Source organism: Pseudomonas sp. Sample_21 (assembly GCF_004307525.1).
Classification (GTDB): domain Bacteria; phylum Pseudomonadota; class Gammaproteobacteria; order Pseudomonadales; family Pseudomonadaceae; genus Aquipseudomonas; species Aquipseudomonas atacamensis.
This window is the reverse complement of record NZ_RCNZ01000059.1, coordinates 42545-63615: the sequence shown is the minus strand read 5'-3', so window position 1 is coordinate 63615 and position 21071 is coordinate 42545. Positions and strand designations below refer to the sequence as shown.

At 60.8% G+C, this 21071-nt stretch carries 20 protein-coding genes; 6 read left to right on the top strand and 14 right to left on the bottom strand.

The window, feature by feature from the left end:
* Nucleotides 1–82: 82 nt before the first annotated feature.
* Entirely contained in the window at nt 83–1087 is a 1005-nt protein-coding gene (locus D8U71_RS08395) for an AraC family transcriptional regulator (protein WP_125918259.1), read from the top strand.
* Between the two features lie 3 nt (nt 1088–1090).
* On the opposite strand, the gene D8U71_RS08390 is transcribed toward D8U71_RS08395, so the two are convergent.
* The 4 genes from D8U71_RS08390 to D8U71_RS08375 form a co-directional block, all read right to left on the bottom strand.
* A complete protein-coding gene (locus D8U71_RS08390) occupies nt 1091–2314 on the bottom strand; it encodes a type II toxin-antitoxin system HipA family toxin (RefSeq protein ID WP_130887575.1) in 1224 nt (407 codons plus the stop codon).
* Nucleotides 2307–2555, bottom strand: coding sequence for a helix-turn-helix transcriptional regulator (locus D8U71_RS08385; protein ID WP_016772238.1), 249 nt, complete (start codon nt 2553–2555; stop codon nt 2307–2309). Before D8U71_RS08385 ends, D8U71_RS08390 begins: the two co-directional genes overlap by 8 nt.
* A gap of 112 nt (nt 2556–2667) precedes the next feature.
* Nucleotides 2668–4056, bottom strand: coding sequence for a heavy metal sensor histidine kinase (locus D8U71_RS08380; protein WP_130887574.1), 1389 nt, complete (start codon nt 4054–4056; stop codon nt 2668–2670).
* A complete protein-coding gene (locus tag D8U71_RS08375) occupies nt 4046–4726 on the bottom strand; it encodes a heavy metal response regulator transcription factor (RefSeq protein ID WP_041477440.1) in 681 nt (226 codons plus the stop codon). Before D8U71_RS08375 ends, D8U71_RS08380 begins: the two co-directional genes overlap by 11 nt.
* Before the next feature lie 136 nt (nt 4727–4862).
* On the opposite strand from D8U71_RS08375, the gene D8U71_RS08370 reads away from it, so the two are divergent.
* Entirely contained in the window at nt 4863–5348 is a 486-nt protein-coding gene (locus tag D8U71_RS08370) for a heme-binding protein (protein ID WP_130887573.1), read from the top strand.
* Between the two features lie 11 nt (nt 5349–5359).
* Nucleotides 5360–5770 (top strand): hydroxyisourate hydrolase, encoded by a 411-nt coding sequence (gene uraH / locus D8U71_RS08365; RefSeq protein ID WP_042610175.1) that lies wholly within the window; start codon nt 5360–5362, stop codon nt 5768–5770.
* Between the two features lie 161 nt (nt 5771–5931).
* Here the strand turns inward: uraH and D8U71_RS08360 are convergent, their stop codons facing one another.
* Complete coding sequence (locus tag D8U71_RS08360) at nt 5932–6609, bottom strand: Crp/Fnr family transcriptional regulator (RefSeq protein ID WP_130887572.1); 678 nt, start codon at nt 6607–6609, stop codon at nt 5932–5934.
* 84 nt (nt 6610–6693) lie between these two features.
* Between D8U71_RS08360 and D8U71_RS08355 the strand changes: the two genes are divergently transcribed.
* A complete protein-coding gene (locus tag D8U71_RS08355) occupies nt 6694–7218 on the top strand; it encodes an Mpo1-like protein (RefSeq protein WP_130887571.1) in 525 nt (174 codons plus the stop codon).
* Between the two features lie 82 nt (nt 7219–7300).
* Here the strand turns inward: D8U71_RS08355 and D8U71_RS08350 are convergent, their stop codons facing one another.
* The 6 genes from D8U71_RS08350 to dibA all read right to left on the bottom strand — a co-directional run bounded on the left by D8U71_RS08350 (nt 7301) and on the right by dibA (nt 13679).
* Nucleotides 7301–8290 (bottom strand): sulfate ABC transporter ATP-binding protein, encoded by a 990-nt coding sequence (locus D8U71_RS08350; protein ID WP_024011135.1) that lies wholly within the window; start codon nt 8288–8290, stop codon nt 7301–7303.
* A 3-nt stretch (nt 8291–8293) separates the two neighbouring features.
* Nucleotides 8294–9166, bottom strand: a complete 873-nt coding sequence (gene cysW, locus D8U71_RS08345) for a sulfate ABC transporter permease subunit CysW (protein WP_041477435.1) — start codon at nt 9164–9166, stop codon at nt 8294–8296.
* 12 nt (nt 9167–9178) lie between these two features.
* Nucleotides 9179–9997, bottom strand: coding sequence for a sulfate ABC transporter permease subunit CysT (cysT, locus tag D8U71_RS08340; protein WP_016772245.1), 819 nt, complete (start codon nt 9995–9997; stop codon nt 9179–9181).
* A gap of 126 nt (nt 9998–10123) precedes the next feature.
* Nucleotides 10124–11137 carry a sulfate ABC transporter substrate-binding protein gene (locus tag D8U71_RS08335; RefSeq protein WP_024011134.1) on the bottom strand — a complete coding sequence of 338 codons (1014 nt, stop codon included), beginning with the start codon at nt 11135–11137 and terminating at the stop codon, nt 10124–10126.
* A 141-nt stretch (nt 11138–11278) separates the two neighbouring features.
* On the bottom strand, nt 11279–11461 hold the full coding sequence (gene oscA / locus D8U71_RS08330; protein ID WP_007917682.1) for a sulfur starvation response protein OscA: 183 nt from the start codon (nt 11459–11461) through the stop codon (nt 11279–11281).
* Nucleotides 11462–11759: 298 nt separating this feature from the next.
* Complete coding sequence (dibA, locus tag D8U71_RS08325) at nt 11760–13679, bottom strand: phosphodiesterase DibA (protein WP_130887570.1); 1920 nt, start codon at nt 13677–13679, stop codon at nt 11760–11762.
* 147 nt (nt 13680–13826) lie between these two features.
* Here dibA and desA point away from each other — a divergent pair, with 147 nt between their 5' ends.
* Nucleotides 13827–15011 (top strand): delta-9 fatty acid desaturase DesA, encoded by a 1185-nt coding sequence (gene desA / locus D8U71_RS08320; RefSeq protein ID WP_130887569.1) that lies wholly within the window; start codon nt 13827–13829, stop codon nt 15009–15011.
* Between the two features lie 195 nt (nt 15012–15206).
* A complete protein-coding gene (locus D8U71_RS08315) occupies nt 15207–16196 on the top strand; it encodes a sensor domain-containing diguanylate cyclase (protein WP_016772249.1) in 990 nt (329 codons plus the stop codon).
* 135 nt (nt 16197–16331) lie between these two features.
* Here the strand turns inward: D8U71_RS08315 and D8U71_RS08310 are convergent, their stop codons facing one another.
* The 3 genes from D8U71_RS08310 to gabD form a co-directional block, all read right to left on the bottom strand.
* Entirely contained in the window at nt 16332–17543 is a 1212-nt protein-coding gene (locus D8U71_RS08310; RefSeq protein ID WP_130887568.1) for a response regulator, read from the bottom strand.
* Nucleotides 17544–17677: 134 nt separating this feature from the next.
* Complete coding sequence (gene gabT, locus D8U71_RS08305; RefSeq protein WP_016772251.1) at nt 17678–18955, bottom strand: 4-aminobutyrate--2-oxoglutarate transaminase; 1278 nt, start codon at nt 18953–18955, stop codon at nt 17678–17680.
* A 185-nt stretch (nt 18956–19140) separates the two neighbouring features.
* A complete protein-coding gene (gene gabD / locus D8U71_RS08300; RefSeq protein WP_024011131.1) occupies nt 19141–20583 on the bottom strand; it encodes an NADP-dependent succinate-semialdehyde dehydrogenase in 1443 nt (480 codons plus the stop codon).
* Between the last annotated feature and the right edge of the window lie 488 nt (nt 20584–21071).

Below are 21071 nucleotides of genomic sequence, written 5' to 3'. Positions count from 1 at the left end.
AAGATGAATGCATCGTGTCTTGCCGGGGTTCGATCCGCGCTAGCCAAGAACGCCAACCTGTTGACCGGACGCGCCAATCCGCATGAAGGAACCGACCTCCCTCGCCAGCTGGACCCGCGCCTTGCGCAAACAACTCGACGCGCTCGGGCTGGACAGTCTTGCCTTGTGCCAACAGGCCGGGCTCGACCCAGCGCTGATGGACGACCCCAATGCGCGCTATCCGCTGTCCGGTACCACGCGCCTGTGGGCACTCGCCGTGCAGGCCAGCGGCGACCCGGCGCTGGGCTTGCGCGTGTCGCGTTTCGTCAGCCCGACCACCTTCCACGCGCTCGGTTATGCACTGGTGGCCAGCGGCAGCTTGCGCGAGGTGTTCGAGCGCATCGTGCGCTATCACCCAGTGGTCAGCGATGCGCTGGAACTGGAGCTGAGCCGCAGCGAAGACCGTTATCAATTCCGCCTGAAAATCCCGCCCGGCAACCCGGCGCCGGCCGTCGAAGCCATCGACGCCTTCGCGGCGATCTACGTGCGCACCTGCCGCAATCGCCTCGGCCGTGACTACGCACCGCTGGCGGTGTACTTGCGCCGCCCCGAACCGAGCGATGCCCAGCAATGGCACAAAGTCTTCCGCGCGCCGGTGCATTTTTGCGCCGCCGAAGACCGCCTGGAATTCGCCCTCGGCGACTTCGACAGCCACCTCGACGACGCCAACCCGGAACTGGCCGAACACAACGAAGCCGTACTCAAACGCACCCTCGCCCAGCTCAAACCGCTGACCTGGGAGCGCAAGGTGCGCGATGCCATTGAAGAACAACTGCCCGAAGGCGAACCGAGCGCCGAACGCATCGCCCAGGCCTTGCACCTGAGCCTGCGCAGCCTGCAGCGGCATCTGGCGGATGAGGGCTGTCGCTTCGACACCCTGCTCAACGAAAGCCGCGAGAATCTGGCGCTGCTGCACTTGCGCGACCCGCAGTGCTCGTTGAGTGAAGTCAGCTATCTGCTGGGGTTCGCCGACACCAGCAGCTTCAGCCGCGCGTTCAAGCGCTGGACAGGAATGACGCCGGGGCAGTTTCGGGATCAGTTGCGCTGAGTTTCAACTGTTGCGCAGGCTGCGCGCCAGACCGGCCGACCATTGTTCGATCATTGCAGCGCCCACCTCCGCGAAGGCAGGATGATTTGCGCTGTACTCCGCCATTTCGCCCATCGCTTCCTGCACACCGTGCGCGACCATTTGCAGTAACTGGTTGCAACGCGCTTCACTCAGATTGCAGGCCGTACGACCAAACCTGGTAAGCATTTTATGCTTGGGCCACGCCTTCGAACCGCCCAACAGCAGTGCCATGCTATCGCTCTTGATGTACACCGACGTGGTGATGATGTCGTACGCCGGAGCCAGCCTGATCAATGAGTGCTCGCCACAATCCTCATAGAGCACGCCAAAGTTTTTCAGGTGGGCATCGCCGTTTTTCAATGCCGCCGATAAAGCGACAATCTTGAAGAAAGCTTCCAGTGCGTGCTTGAGCAATGAGGGCGAAACAAACGCCTTGATCTGCCGTGCGACTCCTTCGTAAGAGCCGTCGTATTTGGCCTTCGACGGCCAGCCGTTGAGCACGCAAAAGTCTTCGAAACCGAGGTATCCGGTGTCGCTCAAGTCAAAACGCTCGATGACGAGAAATTTGCCATGCTCGCTGAGTTCGAAATGCGGCACGTCGAGGCCACAAAGTTGCGCAGCGCGCATGCAGAAAAATTCGTTGGTTGCCAGCTCGGGATACTCTTCGGCACGAAAGGCTTTGACCAGATGAGTCGAGCCTCGGTGCGTCAGTCGGTCTATTGCAGCGGCACTGTCACGCACCAATACTTTGGGCTGCACGCCTGAAACCCCGGAATACTGCCCGTAAGTCTGCAAAAGATCTTCGAACAAACCTTGCGCACCATCATGAACCAATAACTCAGCGAGCGAGGTTTCAGGCGGACGATCAATTGTCGATGCGCTCGTGATCGAAAGACGTCCGAGTTGATGCGGGCCGACGATACCTAGCAAAGCGAAGTCATCGAAGCCGCGCACGGCTTTGCTGAACCGCCGCATCAACTCATCGCGCAACGCACCCTCAGGCAGGTTCATCTCGAATATCGGATGGACGCCGCGTTCACAACCATAACTTTCCAGGCGTGTCGGCATGGTCAGCGAAACGGCATTTTCATCAATCGCATCGTCCCGATAGCTGAACACGCTGTCGACACCTGCGTTCCCGCGCCCCAATCTTCCAACCTCATGGCCGCCGACGCAGACTTGCAAGCGGTCCAATACCTCAGTCATGGAAGTTCACCTTGCGCAGCGTGTCGAGTGTCGGACGTCGAGAGGCGCGGGGGATTGCGGCCAATTCGTAGCCGAATCCGTTAAGAATGGCTTCGACTTTGCGCAAACCGATTTCCGAGATTGTGTTGTTTTCAATCCCCGAGATTGTTGCGCGGCTCATGCCGTATTGCTGCGCCAAAGCTTGTTGGGACAGCTTTTCAGCCTTACGCAAGCTTCTGATCAACTCGCCAATTTTCTCCATCACCGCCCCAAATGCATTTTTTACAATGCAAATCCACCAAAAAGAATTTAATTGCATTATAAACAATGCAATTAAATGAGCTTAGCGTAGATGGTCAGCCATCGCTAACGTCTTAACAGCGCCCCACAAACCCCAGCTCAAAAACAGTGCCGTCGGCGTCACTCCTCACCCGCACCTGCCCGCCATGCAACTGCATGATCGACTGCACGATCGCCAAACCCAGCCCGCCCGAATCTCCCGGTTCCGCACGTGAAGGATCGACGCGGTAGAAGCGGTCAAACAGTTTGCCCAGATGCTCAGGCGCGATGACCGGGCCGTGGTTGTGCACTTGCAGCCAGCACATACCCGGTTCATCACGGCGTTGCAGGCTGATCAGGGTGCCGGGGTCGGCGTGGCGTACGGCGTTGGCCAGCAGGTTGCCGAGGGCGCGTTGCAGCAGTTGCTGGTCGGCGAGCAGTTCGCCGTGCATGCGGTTTTGCAGTTGAAGATCGCGATCATCGGCCAGGGCTTCGAAGTAATCGCAGAGTTCGTCGCCGACGTTGCGCAAGTCCAGCGTGTGCAGATTGAGCGCACGTTCGGCCTGTTCGGCGCGGGCGAGGAACATCAGGTTCTCGGCCATGCGCTTGAGCCGTTCGAACTCTTCCATGTTCGAGGCCAACACTTCCTGATATTCGGCCGTGCTGCGCGGATGGTTCAGGGCCTGGCCGTTGCTGGCGAGCAAGGTGTGCAGCGGCGTGCGGATTTCGTGGGCGAGGTCGGCGGAGAATTGCGACAGGCGCTGCACGCTGTCGTCCAGCCGCGCCAGCATGGTGTTGAGCGCGTGCACCGGCTCGCGCAGTTCGGTCGGTGTGCCCTCGGTGGGCAGGCGTCGATCGAGGCTGCGCAGATCGATGCTGCGCACCGCTTCGCTCAACTGATGCAAAGGCCGCAAGCCACGCCGCAGCAATAACAGGCCCAGAGCAAACGCGAGCACCGCGCCGAGGCCGACGGACAGGTACAGACGCAGGCGATAACTGCCGAGCATCTGCTCGCGCTCGCTGAGCACTTTGCCGGCGATCACCGTCAGGGTTTCACCGTTGGGGCCTTGGGCCTGGCCGGACAGCAAGGCCAGCTCCGCGCCGTCACTGGCCTGCCAGGTGAGCACGTCACGGCGCTGCGGCATTTGCTCTCGCGCTAATGCATTGAGCGCCGGCAATTCACGCTGGCGCGGGTTGATTGTGATCACGCTGGAGCCGTCGGCCCGGCGCACCAGCAGCAGACTGTCGAGATTACCGAGCATGTTCTGATACAACCGTGGCCGCGCCTGCAAGGCGTCGAGGCTGTCGCTGTCGGCGAGCAAGGCGCGTACTTGCTCGAGGCGACCGAGCAGGGCCATGTCGTCACGAAAGGCCAATTCCGAGGCCAGCGAGCGGTAGAGAAACACGCCGATTGCGCTCAGCACCAGCGCGCAGACCATGGCGAAGGCCAGCGCCAATCGCCAGGCGATCGACTTACTCCACATCGTCCGGCGCTTCCAGTTGATAACCGACGCCACGCACGGTGTGGATAAGTTTCGGCATGTACGGGTCATCGACCTTGGCACGCAGGCGACGCACGGCGACCTCGACCATGTTGGTGTCGCTGTCAAAATTCAGGTTCCACACCTGCGAGGCGATCAGCGTGCGCGAAAGCACTTCGCCCTGGCGGCTGGCGAGCAACTGCAACAGGGCGAACTCCTTGTTGGTCAGGGCAATGCGCTGGCCACCGCGACTGACCCGGCGGCGCAGCACGTCGATTTCCAGGTCGGCGATGCTGTACGACTCGGCTTCACGCATCGGCCCACGTCGCAGCAGCGTACGTACGCGCGCGAGCAGTTCGGCGAAGGCGAAGGGTTTGAGCAGGTAGTCATCGGCGCCCAGCTCAAGACCACGGACGCGGTCTTCAATGGCGTCCTTGGCGGTGAGAAACAGCACCGGTGTGGCGCCGCGCTGGCGGATCAGTTGCAGCAATTGCCAGCCGTTGAGGCCGGGCAGCATCACGTCGAGGATGATCAGGTCGTATTCCTGCTGCTCGATAAAATAGCGGCCGTCGAGGCCATTGAGCGCCACATCCACGGCGAAACCCGACTCGCCCAGGCCCTTGGCGAGGAAATTGGCGGTTTTGGCTTCATCTTCTACGACCAGCAAACGCATGGCACACCTCGATTGATCAGGTACACAGGCTAGGCGTGTTCGCCGCCGTTGCCCATTACAAACTTGTAATCCGCCTGACGGGGTTCTGACGAAGTGCGCCGGTTAAGGTGCTGACCTTCCCAACCGGAGCCTGCACATGACCGTCAAATACCTTGTCGCCAGCCTGATCCTCGGCCTCAGCGGCGCCGCGAGCGCCACACCAGAACTGCCGCGCCACGCCGATCTCGACCTGAAAACCGCACGCTGGCTGGCGGACAAGGCGATGAGCAGTTGCACCGGCACGGTGTCGGTACTCGACCGTGGCGGCAGCCTGCTGGTGACTCTGCGTGGTGACGGCGTTGGCCCGCACAACACCGCCGCCAGCCAGCGCAAGGCCTACACCGCGCTGTCGACCAAGACGCCGACGCGGCTGTTCGCCGAGCGCGCCCGCAGCAATCCGGAAACCGCCAACCTCAACACCCTCGATGAATTGCTCTTGCTCGGCGGCGGCATTCCGCTGTTCGCCGGCAGCGAACTGGTCGGCGCCATGGGCGTGGCCGGTTCCGGCGGCGGTGAGCAAGACGAAAACTGCGCCCGCGCCGCCGCCGACAAAGCCGGCCTGACCATCACCCGTTCCCACTAAGGAGATCCACCATGACCACCCTGCGCATGACCCTCGCCGCGCTCGGCCTGAGCGCTGTTTCCAGCCTGGCGCTGGCCGCCGGCAATCCGCTGAGCGTGCACGTGCTCAACCTGGAAAACGGCCTGCCGTCACCGGGCATCAACGTCACCCTGGAAAAACACGTCGGCGAAAACTGGCAGCCACTGGCCCAAGGCACCACCAACGAACAAGGGCGGATCGCCGAACTGTTCCCGGCCAAACAGCCATTCGAAGCCGGTGAATACCGCGTGGTGTTCAAGACCGGCGAGTACTACCAGAAGATCAAGCATGAGACGTTCTTCCCGGAGATTCCGGTGATCTTCCAGGTCAAGCAGACTGATCAGCACTACCACATCCCGCTGCTGCTGAGCCCGTACGGTTTCTCGACCTATCGCGGTTCGTAATCCAAACGCAGATCCTTTGTTGGAACTGGTCTTTGTGGCGAGGGGATTTATCCCCGTTGGACTGCGCAGCGGTCCCATTTTTTCAGGGCCGCTGCGCGCCCCAGCGGGGATAAATCCCCTCGCCACAGGTGCCAGTTCCGACATTGGATCGGCGTGAGTTTTTAGATCGTAGCCAGGGCACGCAGTCTTGCGGCATCGAGGATTTCGATTTCGCCGTATGCGAGCCCGATAATCCCCTGCCCCTGCAGATCCTTGAGGATCTGATTGGTGGTCTGCCGCGACAGCGACAGCATCGCTGCCAACTGCTCCTGCGGCAGTTGCAGCGTCCGACGCGGTGCGTCGAGTTCGCCGTAGCCTTCGGCGATCATCAGCAAGCGATGCGCCAGACGTGCCGGGGCTGGCAGCAGGCTCAGCTGTTCGAGGTTGATGAAGGCCAGGCGCAATTTGTGGCTCATCAACAGCGCCAGATGCCGCCAGTACTGCGGCTGTTCGTCGAGCAATTTGAGCATCGTCGCCTGCGGAATATTCAGCAAGGTACACGGCCCGACCGCATAGGCGTCATGGGTGCGTGGCTGACCATCGAACAGGCAGATTTCGCCGAACCAGTGCGGCGCCTCAACCAGACTCAACAACGCCTCCTTGCCTTGCTCGCTCACCGCGCCGATACGCACTGCGCCATCGAGCACCGCGTACAGACCGCACGGCGCATCGCCACGCTGGAACAGTCGTTGTCCCGCCGTCAGCCGCCGCTCCCGGGCCAGCGCCAGCAGGCTATCCTGAAAAGATGCAGGCAGATGACTGAACCACTGGCCGCTGAGCAACCGTGCACGAATTTGCATAACCACTCCTGGAGTGTCGCCTGCCCGACAGAGCGAACGCGGATCCCGAGGGATGATGCATTCAACCCCACTGGAGGAACAACAATGAAAAGCCTCGTCGACCACCTCAGTCAATACGCCGCCTACCACCGCGACCCGCGCAACATCGCCAGCCACTTTATCGGCATTCCGCTGATCGTGGTGGCGGTGGCTGTCCTGCTGTCTCGGCCGCAGTGGGAGCTGGGCGGGCTGTGGATATCTCCAGCCGTTTTAGTGGCGCTGGCCTCGGCGTGGTTTTACCTGCGCCTGGAGTTGAAGCTCGGCGTGTTGATGACGGTACTGATGGGCCTGTCGGTGTGGGCCGGGCATGCGCTGGCGCAGCAGAGCACCATGGTCTGGCTGAGCAGCGGCCTGGCGATGTTCGTGATCGGCTGGGTGATCCAGTTTGTCGGGCATCACTATGAAGGGCGCAAACCGGCATTTGTCGATGACATCAGCGGACTGATTGTCGGGCCGTTGTTTGTCGTGGCCGAGCTGGCGTTCATGCTCGGGATGCGGCAGGAATTGAAACAAGAGATCGAGTTGCGGGCGGGGGTGGTGCGGGTCAATCCGAATCGCGCTGCTGTCTAGATCGTATTCGCGAGCAGGCTCGCTCCCACATTTGGAATGAGTTTTCCCTGTGGGAGCGAGCCTGCTCGCGAAGCTTTTGCCTTTAAATATTGGCGACTTTCTGCCAGACCTTCGGCTTGAAGAACAAGGTCTCACCCTTGGCCAGGCCGATCAGGCTGTCGTGATCCTTGACCACTTCCGCTTCGATCAGATCGGTCTGCCCTTCCACCTTCAGTGTCACCCGCGTCGTCGCGCCCAGCGGGCGGATATCGCGCACTTCAGCGGCGTGGTGATCTTCCAGCTCATGCCTGGACAACGACACTTCGTGCGGGCGGAACAGCACATGGTTGTCATCGCTCAGCAGCAAGCGGTTCGAGTCGCCGAGGAAGTGATAAACGAAGTCGCTGGCCGGGTTTTCGTAGACGTCGCCCGGTGAGCCGATCTGTTCGATCACACCCTTGTTCATCACCACGATGCGGTCGGCGACTTCCATCGCTTCTTCCTGGTCGTGGGTCACGAACACCGAAGTCAGGTTGATATCTTCGTGCAGCCGCGCCAACCAGCGCCGCAGTTCCTTGCGCACCTTGGCATCGAGGGCGCCGAACGGTTCATCCAGCAGCAGCACTTTCGGCTCCACCGCCAAAGCACGGGCCAACGCGATACGCTGACGCTGGCCACCGGACAACTGCTCCGGGTAGCGATCCGACAACCAGTCCAGCTGGACCATGTTCAGCAGTTCGTGGACCTTGGTGGCGATCTGGCTTTCGCTCGGGCGCTGGTTTTTCGGTTTCATGCGCAGGCCGAACGCGACGTTGTCGAACACCGTCATGTGGCGGAACAAGGCGTAATGCTGGAACACGAAACCAACGTTACGATCACGCACGTCGTGGCCGGAAACGTCCTCGCCGTGAAAAACGATGTTGCCCTGATCCGGGGTTTCCAGACCGGCAATAATGCGCAGCAAGGTGGTTTTGCCACAGCCCGACGGGCCAAGCAGCGCGACCAGCTCACCGCTGTGGATATCCAGGCTGATGTTGTCCAGCGCCTTGAACGCGTTGAAATTCTTGCTGACGTTACGCACTTCGATCGACATGAATTATTCCTCCGCGGCGCTGGCGCGCAGGCGGTTGATACGGTTTTCGCTCCACTGCTTGAGCAGCAGGATGAAGAGCGCCAGGATCAGCAACAGGCTCGCCACGGCAAACGCGGCCACGTGGTTGTATTCGTTGTAGAGGATCTCGACGTGCAGCGGCAAGGTGTTGGTCACCCCGCGAATGTGCCCGGAAACCACCGACACCGCACCGAACTCGCCCATAGCCCGCGCGGTACACAGCACCACGCCGTAAATCAGGCCCCACTTGATGTTGGGCACGGTGACGTGCCAGAACATCTGCCAGCCATTGGCGCCGAGCAGACGCGCGGCTTCTTCCTCTTGGGTGCCTTGTTCCTGCATTAGCGGGATCAGTTCACGGGCCACGAACGGCACGGTGACAAAAATCGTCGCCAGCACGATGCCCGGCAGGGCGAAGACGATCTGGATGTCGTGATCCTGCAACCACGGCCCGAACAGGCCCTGCGCACCGAACATCAGCACGTAGACCAGACCGGCAATCACCGGCGACACCGAGAACGGCAGGTCGATCAGCGTGACCAGCATGCTCTTGCCACGGAACGAGTATTTGCTCACGCACCATGCCGCACTGACGCCGAACACCAGGTTCAGCGGCACCGAGATCAGCACGGCGAACACGGTGAGTTTCAATGCCGAAAGCGCGTCCGGCTCAAAGATCGCGGTGAAGAACGCACCGAGGCCATTCTTCAAACCCTGCGACACCACGATGAACAACGGCAGCAGCAGAAACAGGAAAAAAATCAGCCAGCCAAGACCGATCAGGACTCTGCGCGAAGTGGCACTGCCACGGCGTGCAGCGTTGGCCGAAGAGGCGGCCGCAATGGACGATTGGGACATGCTCGCGCCTCCTTATGGCGTTTCGATGCGCCGCTGCAGCAAGTTGATCAGCAGCAACAGGATGAAGGAAACCACCAGCATCAGTACGCCAATGGCGGTAGCGCCGGTGTAATCGTACTGGTCGAGTTTGACCATGATCAGCAGCGGCAGGATCTCGGTTTTCATCGGCATGTTGCCGGCGATGAAAATCACCGAACCGTACTCGCCGACGCCACGCGCGAACGCCAGCGCAAAACCGGTCAGCCAGGCGGGCAGCAAGGCCGGAACCAGAATGTGGCGAAACACCTGCCATGGCTTCGCACCCAGGCACGCCGCCGCTTCTTCGACTTCACGGGGAATATCGGCCAGTACCGGTTGCACCGTGCGCACCACGAACGGCAGCGTGACGAAGGTCAGTGCGAGGGTGATGCCCAGCGGGGTGTAGGCGATCTTGAAACCGAGGTCAGCGGCAAATTGCCCGACCAGCCCGGCCGGCGCGTACAGCGCGGTCAGCGCAATACCGGCCACGGCTGTCGGCAGGGCGAACGGCAGATCGATCATCGCGTCGATCACCTTGCGCCCGGGGAAGGTGTAGCGCACCAGCACCCAGGCCAGCAACGTGCCGATGATGCCGTTGATGATCGCCGCGCACAGCGCGGTGCCGAAGCTCAACTTCAATGCCGCCAGTACCCGCGGTGCGGAGATGATCGTCCAGAACTGATCCCAGGTCAGCTGGGCGGCGTGGACGAACATCGCCGCCAGCGGGATAAGCACAATCAGGCTGAGGTACACCAAGGTGTAACCCAGCGTCAGCCCGAAGCCGGGTATGACGGGGGAGATACGACGCGACATAAAAGTCCCTGGTTGAAAACGCATCAATGTGGGAGCGAGCCCTGTGGTGAGGAGATTTATCCCCTCACCACAAAAGCTCAGTCCCACATGTCATGTGCCCAGACATCAGGCCGGTTGAAGGCGAGATTACTGCGCCTGATAAATCTGGTCGAACACGCCGCCGTCGTTGAAGAATTTCGGCTGCGCGGATTTCCAGCCGCCGAAGTCCTTGTCGATGGTCACCAGTTCCAGTTTCGGGAACTGCTGGGCGTACTTGGCCGCTACGTCCTTGTCACGTGGACGATAGAAGTTTTTCGCGGCGATTTCCTGGCCGGCCGGGCTGTACAGATGCTTGAGGTAGGCTTCGGCGATCTGCGCGTTGCCCTTCTTCTCGGCATTCTTGTCGACCACCGCCACGGGTGGTTCGGCAAGAATCGACAGCGACGGCACGACGATATCGAACTTGTCTGCGCCGCCATCTTCTTTCAGCGCCAGGAACGCTTCGTTTTCCCAGGCCAGCAACACGTCGCCCTGACCATTGTTGACGAAGGTGATGGTCGAACCACGGGCGCCGGTGTCAAGGATCGGCACGTGCTTGAACAGGGTCTGTACGTATTCCTTGGCCTTGGCCTCATCACCGCCGTTGGCTTTCAGGCCATAGGCCCACGCAGCAAGGAAATTCCAGCGCGCACCGCCCGAGGTTTTCGGGTTCGGCGTAATCACCGAGACGTCGTTCTTGACCAGATCGCCCCAGTCCTTGATGCCTTTCGGGTTGCCCTTGCGCACCAGGAACACGATGGTCGAGGTGTACGGCGTGCTCGCTTCCGGCAGACGCTTCTGCCAGTCGGCGGGCAGGCTCTTGCCGAGCTTGGCGATTTCATCGATGTCACCGGCCAGGGCCAGGGTCACCACGTCAGCCCGCAGACCGTCGATCACCGCACGGCCCTGCTTGCCCGAACCGCCATGGGACTGCTGGATTTTCACCGTGTCGCCGGCATGATCCTGCTGCCAGAACTTGATGAATTCGGCGTTGTATTCCTGATACAGCTCCCGCGTCGGGTCATACGACACGTTGAGCAGCTCGTAATCCTTGGCAACGGCGGAACCGGCAAACACGGCACTGGCCAGCGCGGCCAAAGCATAACGGCGAATCGACGACATGGTGAAAGCTCCTGGAATTCCTGGTGGTGGCTTTTTCTTATGTATTTCGGAAATTGTGGTGCCGTTTTAAAGATCGCCGCCTGCGGCAGCTCCTAAACACAGCCCCCTGTAGGAGCTGCCGAAGGCTGCGATCTTTTGATCTCAGCCCGGTTGCTTACCGGGTTGCTGCAAACGGAATTTCTCTTTACGTTCGATCTGTACGACTTGCGCGTTGTGCACAGTGATCTCGACCGCGCCGAACCGCAGATCGCGCAGGGCGCTCTGGATTTCCCGCAAGATGGTGCTTTCGTCCTGACCGTCAACGCTGCGAAGGGATGCGCTCATGGTGCTGCTCCTTTGAATGGGATTTGCCTGGCAGTGGGCGGCACTGCGTTCGGCGTGGGAGCAATATAAGAGAGGCAGGAATATTCTTAAAAAGACTATTTAAGAATGTTTATATAACCAAAAAATAATATGAGAAAGGGCAAGGGGTTTGCGCTGATTTGAAATCGTCAAGAGCACTTGTGGCGAGGGGATTCATCCCCGGTGGACTGCGTAGCAGTCCCATTTCTTGGGGCCGCTACGCGACCCAACGGGGATAAATCCCCTCACCACAAGGTCGGTGATAGCCAGATAGGTCTTTTCAGCCAATCAATGGCGTTTTCGCCCAATCAAGCCGATCCGCAGACACCGGCCGCCCAAACCAGTAGCCCTGCCCCAGATCGCATTCCTGCGCCAACAGAAATGCCGCCTGCTCAGCCTGCTCGATCCCCTCGGCATGCACCTGCATACCCATGCTCCGCGCCAGCGCGATGATCACCCGGACAATCGCCACGTCATCCTCATCCCACGGCAACCCGGCGACGAAGCCCTGATCGATCTTGAGTTTCTGCACCGGCAGGCGCTTGAGCCGCAGCAACGACGAATAGCCGGTGCCGAAATCATCGATGGCCAGACGCACACCCAGTTCGCGCAAGCGATGCATCTGTTCCAGCGCTACTTCCGGATCATCCATCACCGCGCTTTCGGTAACTTCCAGCTCCAGATACGCCGGATCCAGCCCGGTGTCGTGGAGCACCTGCGCCACCTGCTGATAAAGCTCACGCCGGGCAAACAGCCGCGACGAGACATTCACCGCGACGAACGCCAGCACCACACCGCTCTGCTGCCATTGGCACATCTGTCGGCAGGCCTGCTGCATCACCCAGGCATCGATCTCGGCGATCAGCCCGGTGCGCTCGGCAATCGGAATGAATTCCGCCGGCGACACCAGCCCGCGCTGCGGATGCTGCCAGCGCACCAGTGCCTCGACGCCGATCAGACGGCTGCTGTGCAGGTCATGCACCGGTTGGTAGTAGACGCGCAACTCCTCCTGCTCCAGTGCACGGCGCAGCTCGAAGGCGATTTCGACCCGTTGCTGGGCATGGGCGGTCAGCTCTTCGGTATACAGCGCGTAGCCATTGCGTCCGCTGCTTTTGGCCTTGAACAGCGCACTGTCGGCATTGCGTAACAACTGCTCGGCGCTCAAGGCGTCGCTGGGGAACAGGCTGATACCGATGCTTGCGTTGATGAACAGTTGATTGCCATCTACCAGCACCGGCTCCTTCAACGCGTCCAGAGTCCGTTGCGCCAGCGCGGCGGCCTGGGCCGGCTGTGGACAACTTTCCGCGAGTACCGCGAACTCGTCACCGCCGAGCCGTGCGAGGGTGATGCCGGGGCCGAACAATGCCTGCAACCGCGTCGCCACCGCTTTGAGCAATCGGTCGCCGACGTTATGGCCGAGGCTGTCGTTGATCAGCTTGAAATGATCCAGATCAAGCATCAGCAGCGCGCAGCCACGCTTGTGTGTCTGCGCGGAAGCCAACGCCTGCTCGGCGCGGTCGCTGAACAGCAGGCGATTGGGCAGATCGGTCAACGGATCGTGATGCGCCAGGTGTTTGAGTTCGGACTCGGAATCCTTGATCGCACTGATGTCGGAGAACACCGCCACGTAATGGCTGAGCCGGCCGAAATCATCGTTAATCACCCGAATGGTCTGCCACTGTGGATAAATCTCGCCGGTCTTGCGCCGGTTCCAGATCTCGCCGCTCCATTCACCTTCAGCCTCAAGGGTGGCGAACATCGCCTGATAGAAGCCCGGCGGATGATGGCCGGACTTGAACAGACTCGGCTGCTGGCCGATGACTTCGTCGCGCCGATAACCGGTGATCTCGATAAAGGCGCGGTTGACGTGGACGATCAGGCCCCGGTGATCGGTAACCAGCACGCCTTCACGGGTGCAATCGAACACGGCGGCCGCTTGACGCAGACGCTCACGGTCGCTGTGGCGCTCGCGCAGGCGGGCACCGATGCCGAGAAACCGACACAGCCGCGCCCGCGCGAGAAAAATCAGCCCGGCGCTGACCGCTGCCAGCAAATAACCGTTGATCAGTTGCCAGCGGGCCAGCCCACTGGAGTTATCGAAGAATCTGCTTAATAAATGATCGGAAACCTGCAGCCACACGGCGGCGAGTACGAGGTAGAGCAGCGCTGCACGCAAGGCATCGCGGTAAGTCGCAGACATTCGGTCGTCCATGTCCCTACAAAAAGGTTGGAATTATAGGTCAAGAAACATTCAGCGACTTCTTATCTGAAAGGGCGACTGGTTTTATCTGTGTGCTTAGTGATAATGCAACGGCTGTTTTTATCTTTATCGAGGGCCCTATAGCCTATGTGGTACGAAGGTTTTCTTGGCTTGTCGGCCTGGTCACTGGTCGCGGTCACCCTGCTGATGACCCATGTGACGATTGTTGCCGTCACGGTCTATCTGCACCGTTACTCGGCCCATCGCTCGCTCGAGCTGAATGCGGGTCTGAAACACTTTTTCCGTTTCTGGCTGTGGCTGACCACGGCGCAGAACACCCGCGAGTGGACCGCCATCCACCGCAAACATCACGCCAAATGCGAAACCGAAGATGACCCGCACAGCCCGGTCATCAAGGGCCTGTCCACGGTGCTGCGCACCGGTGCCGAGCTGTACCGCAGCGAAGCGCAGAACCCGGAAACCCTGCGCATCTACGGCAAGAACTGCCCGGAAGACTGGATCGAACGCAACGTCTACAGCCGCTATCCGCTGCTGGGCGTGGCGATCATGGGCGCGATCGACCTGCTGCTGTTCGGCACCATCGGCATCACCATCTGGGCGATCCAGATGATGTGGATTCCGGTGTGGGCCGCTGGCGTGATCAACGGCCTCGGCCATGCCGTCGGCTACCGCAACTTCGAATGCCGTGACGCGGCGACCAATCTGGTGCCGTGGGGCATCCTGATCGGCGGCGAAGAGCTGCACAACAACCATCACACCTACCCCAACTCCGCCAAGCTGTCGGTGAAGAAGTGGGAATTCGACCTCGGCTGGGCGTGGATCAAGGTCTTCTGCTTCCTGCGTCTGGCCAAGGTGCAGCGGGTCGCACCGATTGCCCACCGCGTCGAAGGCAAGGGCAGCCTGGACATGGACACCGCCATGGCGATCCTCAACAACCGCTTCCAGATCATGGCCCAGTACCGCAAATTGGTGATCGGCCCGCTGGTCAAGCAAGAGCTGGCCAAGGTCGATCATTCGGTGCGTCACCAGTTCCACCGGGCCAAACGCCTGCTGTCGCGGGAAACCAGCCTGCTGGAAGACCGCCATCACCTGCGCATCCAGACCATGCTCGAACACAGCCATGCGCTGAAAGTGATCTACGAGAAACGCCTGGCTTTGCAGCAGATCTGGGTCAAGACCAGTTCCAATGGCCACGACATGCTCGCCGCCATCAAGGAATGGATTCACGAGGCCGAGGCCAGTGGCATCCAGTCGTTGCGTGACTTTGCTGATCAGCTGAAAACCTACTCGCTGCGTCCTGCGACTGCCTGACCTGCAACGAGGCTGTAATCTCGACGATCGCAGCCTCGTTGCAATCGTCGGCTCCTGCCCCCCGCCGCCCGGCGGGACTCGGTAATGGTCGGGAACTTCGCCGAAAATCCTCTATCTCAATGACACTTCGCCATCCCGGCGGGTTGTCCTGTGGCCGTCGTCGACATTGCGGCGCGCCCTTTGAGATTTGTGCCGATGGTCAACAACAACCAGAAAGACACAACCTTCACCCAATGGCCCGAGGCCGCGCAAACGCTGATGGCGCTGATGCACGCGCAGGGCGAAGTTGCGCGCCTGAGCGAGCGCGAACAACTGATCAGTTCGCTGCTGGTCAGCGTCAACGCCGTGCTCTGGGCTTTCAACTGGGAAACCCGGCAGGTGCTGTACGTCAGCCCGGCCTATGAACGGATCTTCGGCCGTTCCGCCGCGTTGTTGCTGGCGGACTACAACCAATGGCGCGACAGCATTTACCCCGATGATCTGGAGTACGCGGAGCAGAGCCTCGCCGAAGTCCTGCACCGAGGTGCGGTGGAAGATCGCGAGTACCGCATCATCGCGGCCGATGGCCAGGTGCGCTGGCTCAGCGACAAATGCTTTATCAATCGCCAGGACGAGCCCGGGCAGCCGGTGATCATCGTCGGCATCGCCGAAGACATCACCGACAAAAAACACATGGAAACCGAGCTGCAACGCTTGGCCACCACCGATGTGCTGACGCAAAGCAGCAACCGCCGCCACTTCTTCGAATGCGCCCACCGCGAGTTCGCCGAGGCCCGCCGCCAAGGCACACCGCTGGCCTTCCTGCTGCTGGACATCGACGATTTCAAAGTGATCAACGACAGCTACGGCCACCCCGAAGGCGACAATGTGCTGCAACGGATCGCCGAATGCGGGCGCGGCTCATTGCGCCGTGGCGACCTGTTCGGGCGGATTGGTGGTGAGGAGTTCGCTGCGGTGTTTCCTGGCTGTGCACCGGAGATGGCGGTGCAAGTGGCGGAGCGCCTGCAACAGGAGATCCAGCGACTGCGCTTCAACCACGACGGGCAAGCATTCAGCATCACCGTAAGCCAGGGCCTGACCAACCTCACCGACGAAGACAAGAGCCTGGACAGCCTGTTCGCCCGCGCGGATGCGGCGATGTACGAGGCGAAACGGCAGGGAAAAAACCGGATCATTGCGGCCTGATCCGTATTTTGTGGCTGCCGCAATTCCTGTGGGAGCGGGCTTGCCCGCGATGAGGCCTGCACCTTCAACAAAAATGTTGCCTGCGCTGGCGCCTTTGCGAGCAGGCTCGCTCCCACATTGGAATGTGGTGATCTGTCATTTGCGCATCCGCATCAACTCCGGCAGCCCGATCTTGAGCAACCGCGCCGTCCGGCTCTTCGCCAGCTCCTCGACACCTTCATGCTCGGTCAGCCGCGCCATCTGCGCGGCCATGTGCATCACCAGCGCCTCGCGACTGTAAACTCCACCACCGAGCTGGTAGGCCGAAGCAATCAACTCGCGCAACTCCAGCGGCAGACGCCAGCGGGTGCGCAATGCCGAGCCATAAGAGGCGCCAAACTTCGCCAACGCTTCACCGACCTCCTCCAACTCGTCCAGTTCGCCGCCAGCTTGCTGCCATTCCTGCAAGCAGCGCAGCAGCGCCAGATCGCCGAGCCGATGCAGCATGCCCGCGCAATAGCAGCGCTCCTGATCCAGATCGAGCAGGCGCGCCAGCGTGCGGGCGTATTCCGCCGTGTGCAGTGACAGCCCCCAATAGCGCTCGGCGTAATCCGCCAGGCATGGATCTCTGAGCCGCGCGCTACGTTTGAGCGCCAAGCCGAGAATCAGGTTCATACTCTGCCCGGTGCCGAGTCGGTGCAGCGCCTGGGCCAGGGTTTGCACCGGCGCGCCGTAGTGTTGCGCGGCACTGTTGGCGGCTGCGATCAGCACGGCGGTAATCTGCGGATCGGTGCGGACCTCTTCCTCCAGCAGCTTGAGGTCCAGCCCCTCGGGATTGAGGCTGCGCTTGACCGCCACTTGCACGTCGGTCATCAGCGGCGCGCCATCGGCCTGCTCGCGACGCCGTTCAAGGAACACCGACAGGGTCATGCCCGGCGCCAGTGCCGGCATTTCGCAAACCACTGCTTCGCCAGCGTTGAGCAGCAACCCCTGCAAGCGCTCGGTCAGGCCTTCCATGTTCAACGGTTTGGTCAGGTACGCCGTCGGCGCGAGCGGAATCGCTTCGCGCACGCTGGCGCTGTCGTTGCGGCTGCTCATCAGAATGAACGGCAGCGGCGGATTGCGTTTGCGCTGGCGGACGCTGCGCAGCACATGCAATCCGTCGATGCCAGGCAGCTCCCAATCGACGATGGCCAGGTCATAGGGCACCTCGCTGAGCAGCGACATTGCCTGCTGGCCATCGGCACACAAATCCAGGCGCGCATCGCAGCGCACATTGAGCAGCACTTGTTTGAGCAGGTCGCGGGACCAGGGATCGGCCTCGGCAATCAACACCCGGGGTACGGCGGGTAAATCAACGGCAGTCATGCGCGCTCTCCTTGCAATGTCTGAACCTTAGTCAATGCTGGCGATTCGATACAGCGCAAACCCGTCCGATGCGTTTCAAGGAGCGAAAAAAACCCGCCGAAGCGGGTTTTTGTCGAGCGGGTCACACGAGCGGATCAGAGTTCAGAGAAGCACTCTTCGATGATCGCCAGGCCTTTGTCCAGTTGCTCGTCTGGCGACGTCAGCGGAACCAGCACACGCAGCACGTTACCGTAAGTGCCGCAGGACAGCAGGATCAGGCCCTTGTCACGCGCCTTGGCCACCACGGCAGCCACGGCAGTCGGGTTCGGCTTGTGGCTGTCGCCGTTTTCAAACAGCTCGACCGCGATCATTGCGCCCAGCGCACGCACTTCACCGATGACCGGGTACTTGGCCTGAATCGCCTTCAAACCGGTGACCAGGCGCTCGCCGACAGCCTTGCAGCGGTCCAGCAGTTGCTCTTCTTCAAACACTTCCATGACTGCCAGCGCAGCGGCGCAAGCGATCGGGCTACCGGCGTAGGTGCCGCCCAGGCCGCCTGGAGCAATGGCGTCCATGTATTCGGCCTTGCCGCACACGCCGGCCAGCGGGAAGCCGCCAGCGATGGACTTGGCGAAAGTGGTCAGATCGGCGGCAACGCCCATCTGTTCCATGGCGAAGAAGGTGCCGGTACGGCCAGCGCCAGTCTGCACTTCGTCAGCGATCAGCAGGATGCCGTGCTGGTCGCACAGCGCACGCAGACGCTTCATGAATTCCTTCGGCGCGACGTAGAAACCGCCTTCGCCCTGCACCGGCTCGATGATGATCGCAGCGATGTCTTTCGGCTCGGCGTCGTTCTTGAAGATGCGCTCGATCGAAGCGATCGAATCGTCAATGCTCACGCCGTGCAGTTCGTTCGGGTACAACGCGCGGAAGATGCCGCCTGGCATCAGGCCCATGCCGGCCGAGTACGGCACGACTTTACCGGTCAGGCCGAGGGTCATCATGGTGCGACCGTGGTAAGCGCCGGTGAACGCGATCACGCCGGCACGGCCAGTAGCAGCACGGGCGATCTTCACGGCGTTTTCGACGGCTTCGGAACCGGTGGTGACCAGCAGGGTTTTCTTGGCGAAATCACCCGGCACCTTGGCGTTGATTTTTTCGCACAGCTCAACGTAGGGCTCGTAAGCCAGCACCTGGAAGCAGGTGTGGGTCAGCTTGTTCAGCTGTTCAGTCACGGCGGCGATGATTTTCGGGTGCACGTGACCGGTGTTCAGTACAGCGATACCGCCGGCGAAGTCGATGAACTCACGACCTTCAACGTCGGTCACGGTGGCGTTCTTTGCCGACTCGGCGAAGATCGGGTGAATCTGGCCAACACCACGAGGTACGGCATTGGTGCGGCGGGCCATCAGTTCAGCGTTAGTCTTGCTCATTACAGTCCTCATTCGCCGCTCATCGGGCGGCGTGGTTCAAGGATGAAGCGGGAGAAATCGGCGGTGGCAGCATGCGATGATCGACTGCCACGGCGTTCCTGGCCGCAGAGAAAATTCCTGTTTGAAACGACGCAAAGGGACAGCGCTCTCGTGCCCTTTGCGTTTGCAGCAATCCCTTTCCCGGCTTAGATGCCCAGGCAGAGGTATTTGATTTCCAGATAATCTTCGATGCCGTACTTGGAGCCTTCACGGCCCAGGCCCGAAGCCTTGATGCCGCCGAACGGCGCGACTTCGTTGGAGATCAGCCCGGTGTTGACGCCGACCATGCCGTACTCCAGCGCTTCGGCGACACGGAACACACGGCCCAGGTCACGTGCATAGAAATACGAGGCCAGACCGAATTCGGTGTCGTTGGACATGGCGATCACTTCGGCTTCGTCTTTGAAGCGGAACAGCGGCGCCAGCGGACCGAAGGTTTCTTCCTTGGCCACGGCCGCGTTTTTCGGCACGTTGGTGAGGATGGTCGGCTCGAAGAAGTTACCTTCCATCGCCTTGCCGCCCGCCAGTACGGTGGCGCCTTTGCTCACGGCGTCAGCGATGTGTTCCTGAACCTTGGCCACGGCTTTTTCGTCGATCAGCGGGCCGGTAGTGGTGCCATCTTCCAGACCGTTGCCGATCTTCAGTTTGGCCACCGCCACTTTCAGCTTCTCGGCGAACGCATCGTAGACCGCGTCCTGAATGTACAGACGGTTGGCGCAGACGCAGGTCTGGCCGTTGTTGCGGTACTTGGAAATGATCGCGCCTTCGACGGCCTTATCCAGATCGGCGTCGTCGAACACGATGAACGGCGCGTTGCCGCCCAGTTCCAGCGAGACTTTCTTGATGTCCTTGGCGCATTCGGCCATCAACTGGCGACCGATTTCGGTCGAGCCGGTGAAGGACAGTTTGCGCACGATCGGGTTGCTGGTCAGCTCGCTGCCGATGTCACCGGCGCTGCCGGACACCACGCTGAACACACCCGCCGGAATGCCCGCGCGCTGAGCCAGTTCGGCGAGGGCGAAAGCGGAAAATGGAGTTTGCGATGCTGGCTTGAGCACCATGGTGCAACCGGCGGCCAGCGCCGGGCCGGCCTTGCGGGTGATCATTGCCGCCGGGAAGTTCCACGGGGTGATCGCAGCGGTGACGCCGATCGGCTGCTTGATCACGATCAGGCGCTTGTCCGGCTGGTGGCCTGGAATCACATCACCGTAGATGCGCTTGGCTTCTTCGGCGAACCACTCGATGAACGATGCGGCGTAAACGATTTCGCCCTTGGCTTCGGCCAGCGGCTTGCCTTGCTCGAGGGTCATCAGGCGCGCGAGGTCGTCCTGGTTCTCGATCATCAGTTCGAACCAGCGACGCAGCTTGCCGGCACGCTCTTTGGCGGTCAGCGCACGCCAGGCCGGCAGCGCTTTGTCAGCGGCTTCAATGGCACGGCGGGTTTCAGCGGCGCCCATCTTCGGCACGGTGCCGAGGATTTCGCCGGTGGCCGGGTTGTTGACCTTGATCGTCTGACCGTTGTCGGCATCGACCCAAGCGCCATCGATGAAGGCTTGCTGGCGGAACAACTGGGTGTCTTTAAGCTGCATGTCGGCTTTCCTTAACAGCACCGCGGCCTGCGCGGAGCAAATTATGATTGTAGAAAGGCGCCTCGCAAGGCTGCCGTCAGGGAAATCAGTGAGCGGATTGTGGCGCATCAACAGTGCACGACCGGGCGCACCTGCGCTGCAACATCCCGCCAAAGAACGTTTGAAATCTCAAACGGATCGTAGGTTCAAAGGGGGTAAAGGACAATAGGTCGTTCGAAAAAAAGAACAAAAATGCCGCTTTTCAGATCAACGTACTGAAAACCCGTGCCGCAGGAAAAACCTTAGATCAACCCCGCCAAAGCGCCAAGCGAGGGTTTTGCAGGACGTTACCGCTTTAAGGAATGCAGCGATTTTGCGCCGACACGCACACTGACAAAACCCGCCAAACCCGGCATGGACGCCCCGAGCCGACCTAGGTATGATGTCGCCCGCTGCACCAGTAGCTCAGCTGGATAGAGTACTGCCCTCCGAAGGCAGGGGTCGTGGGT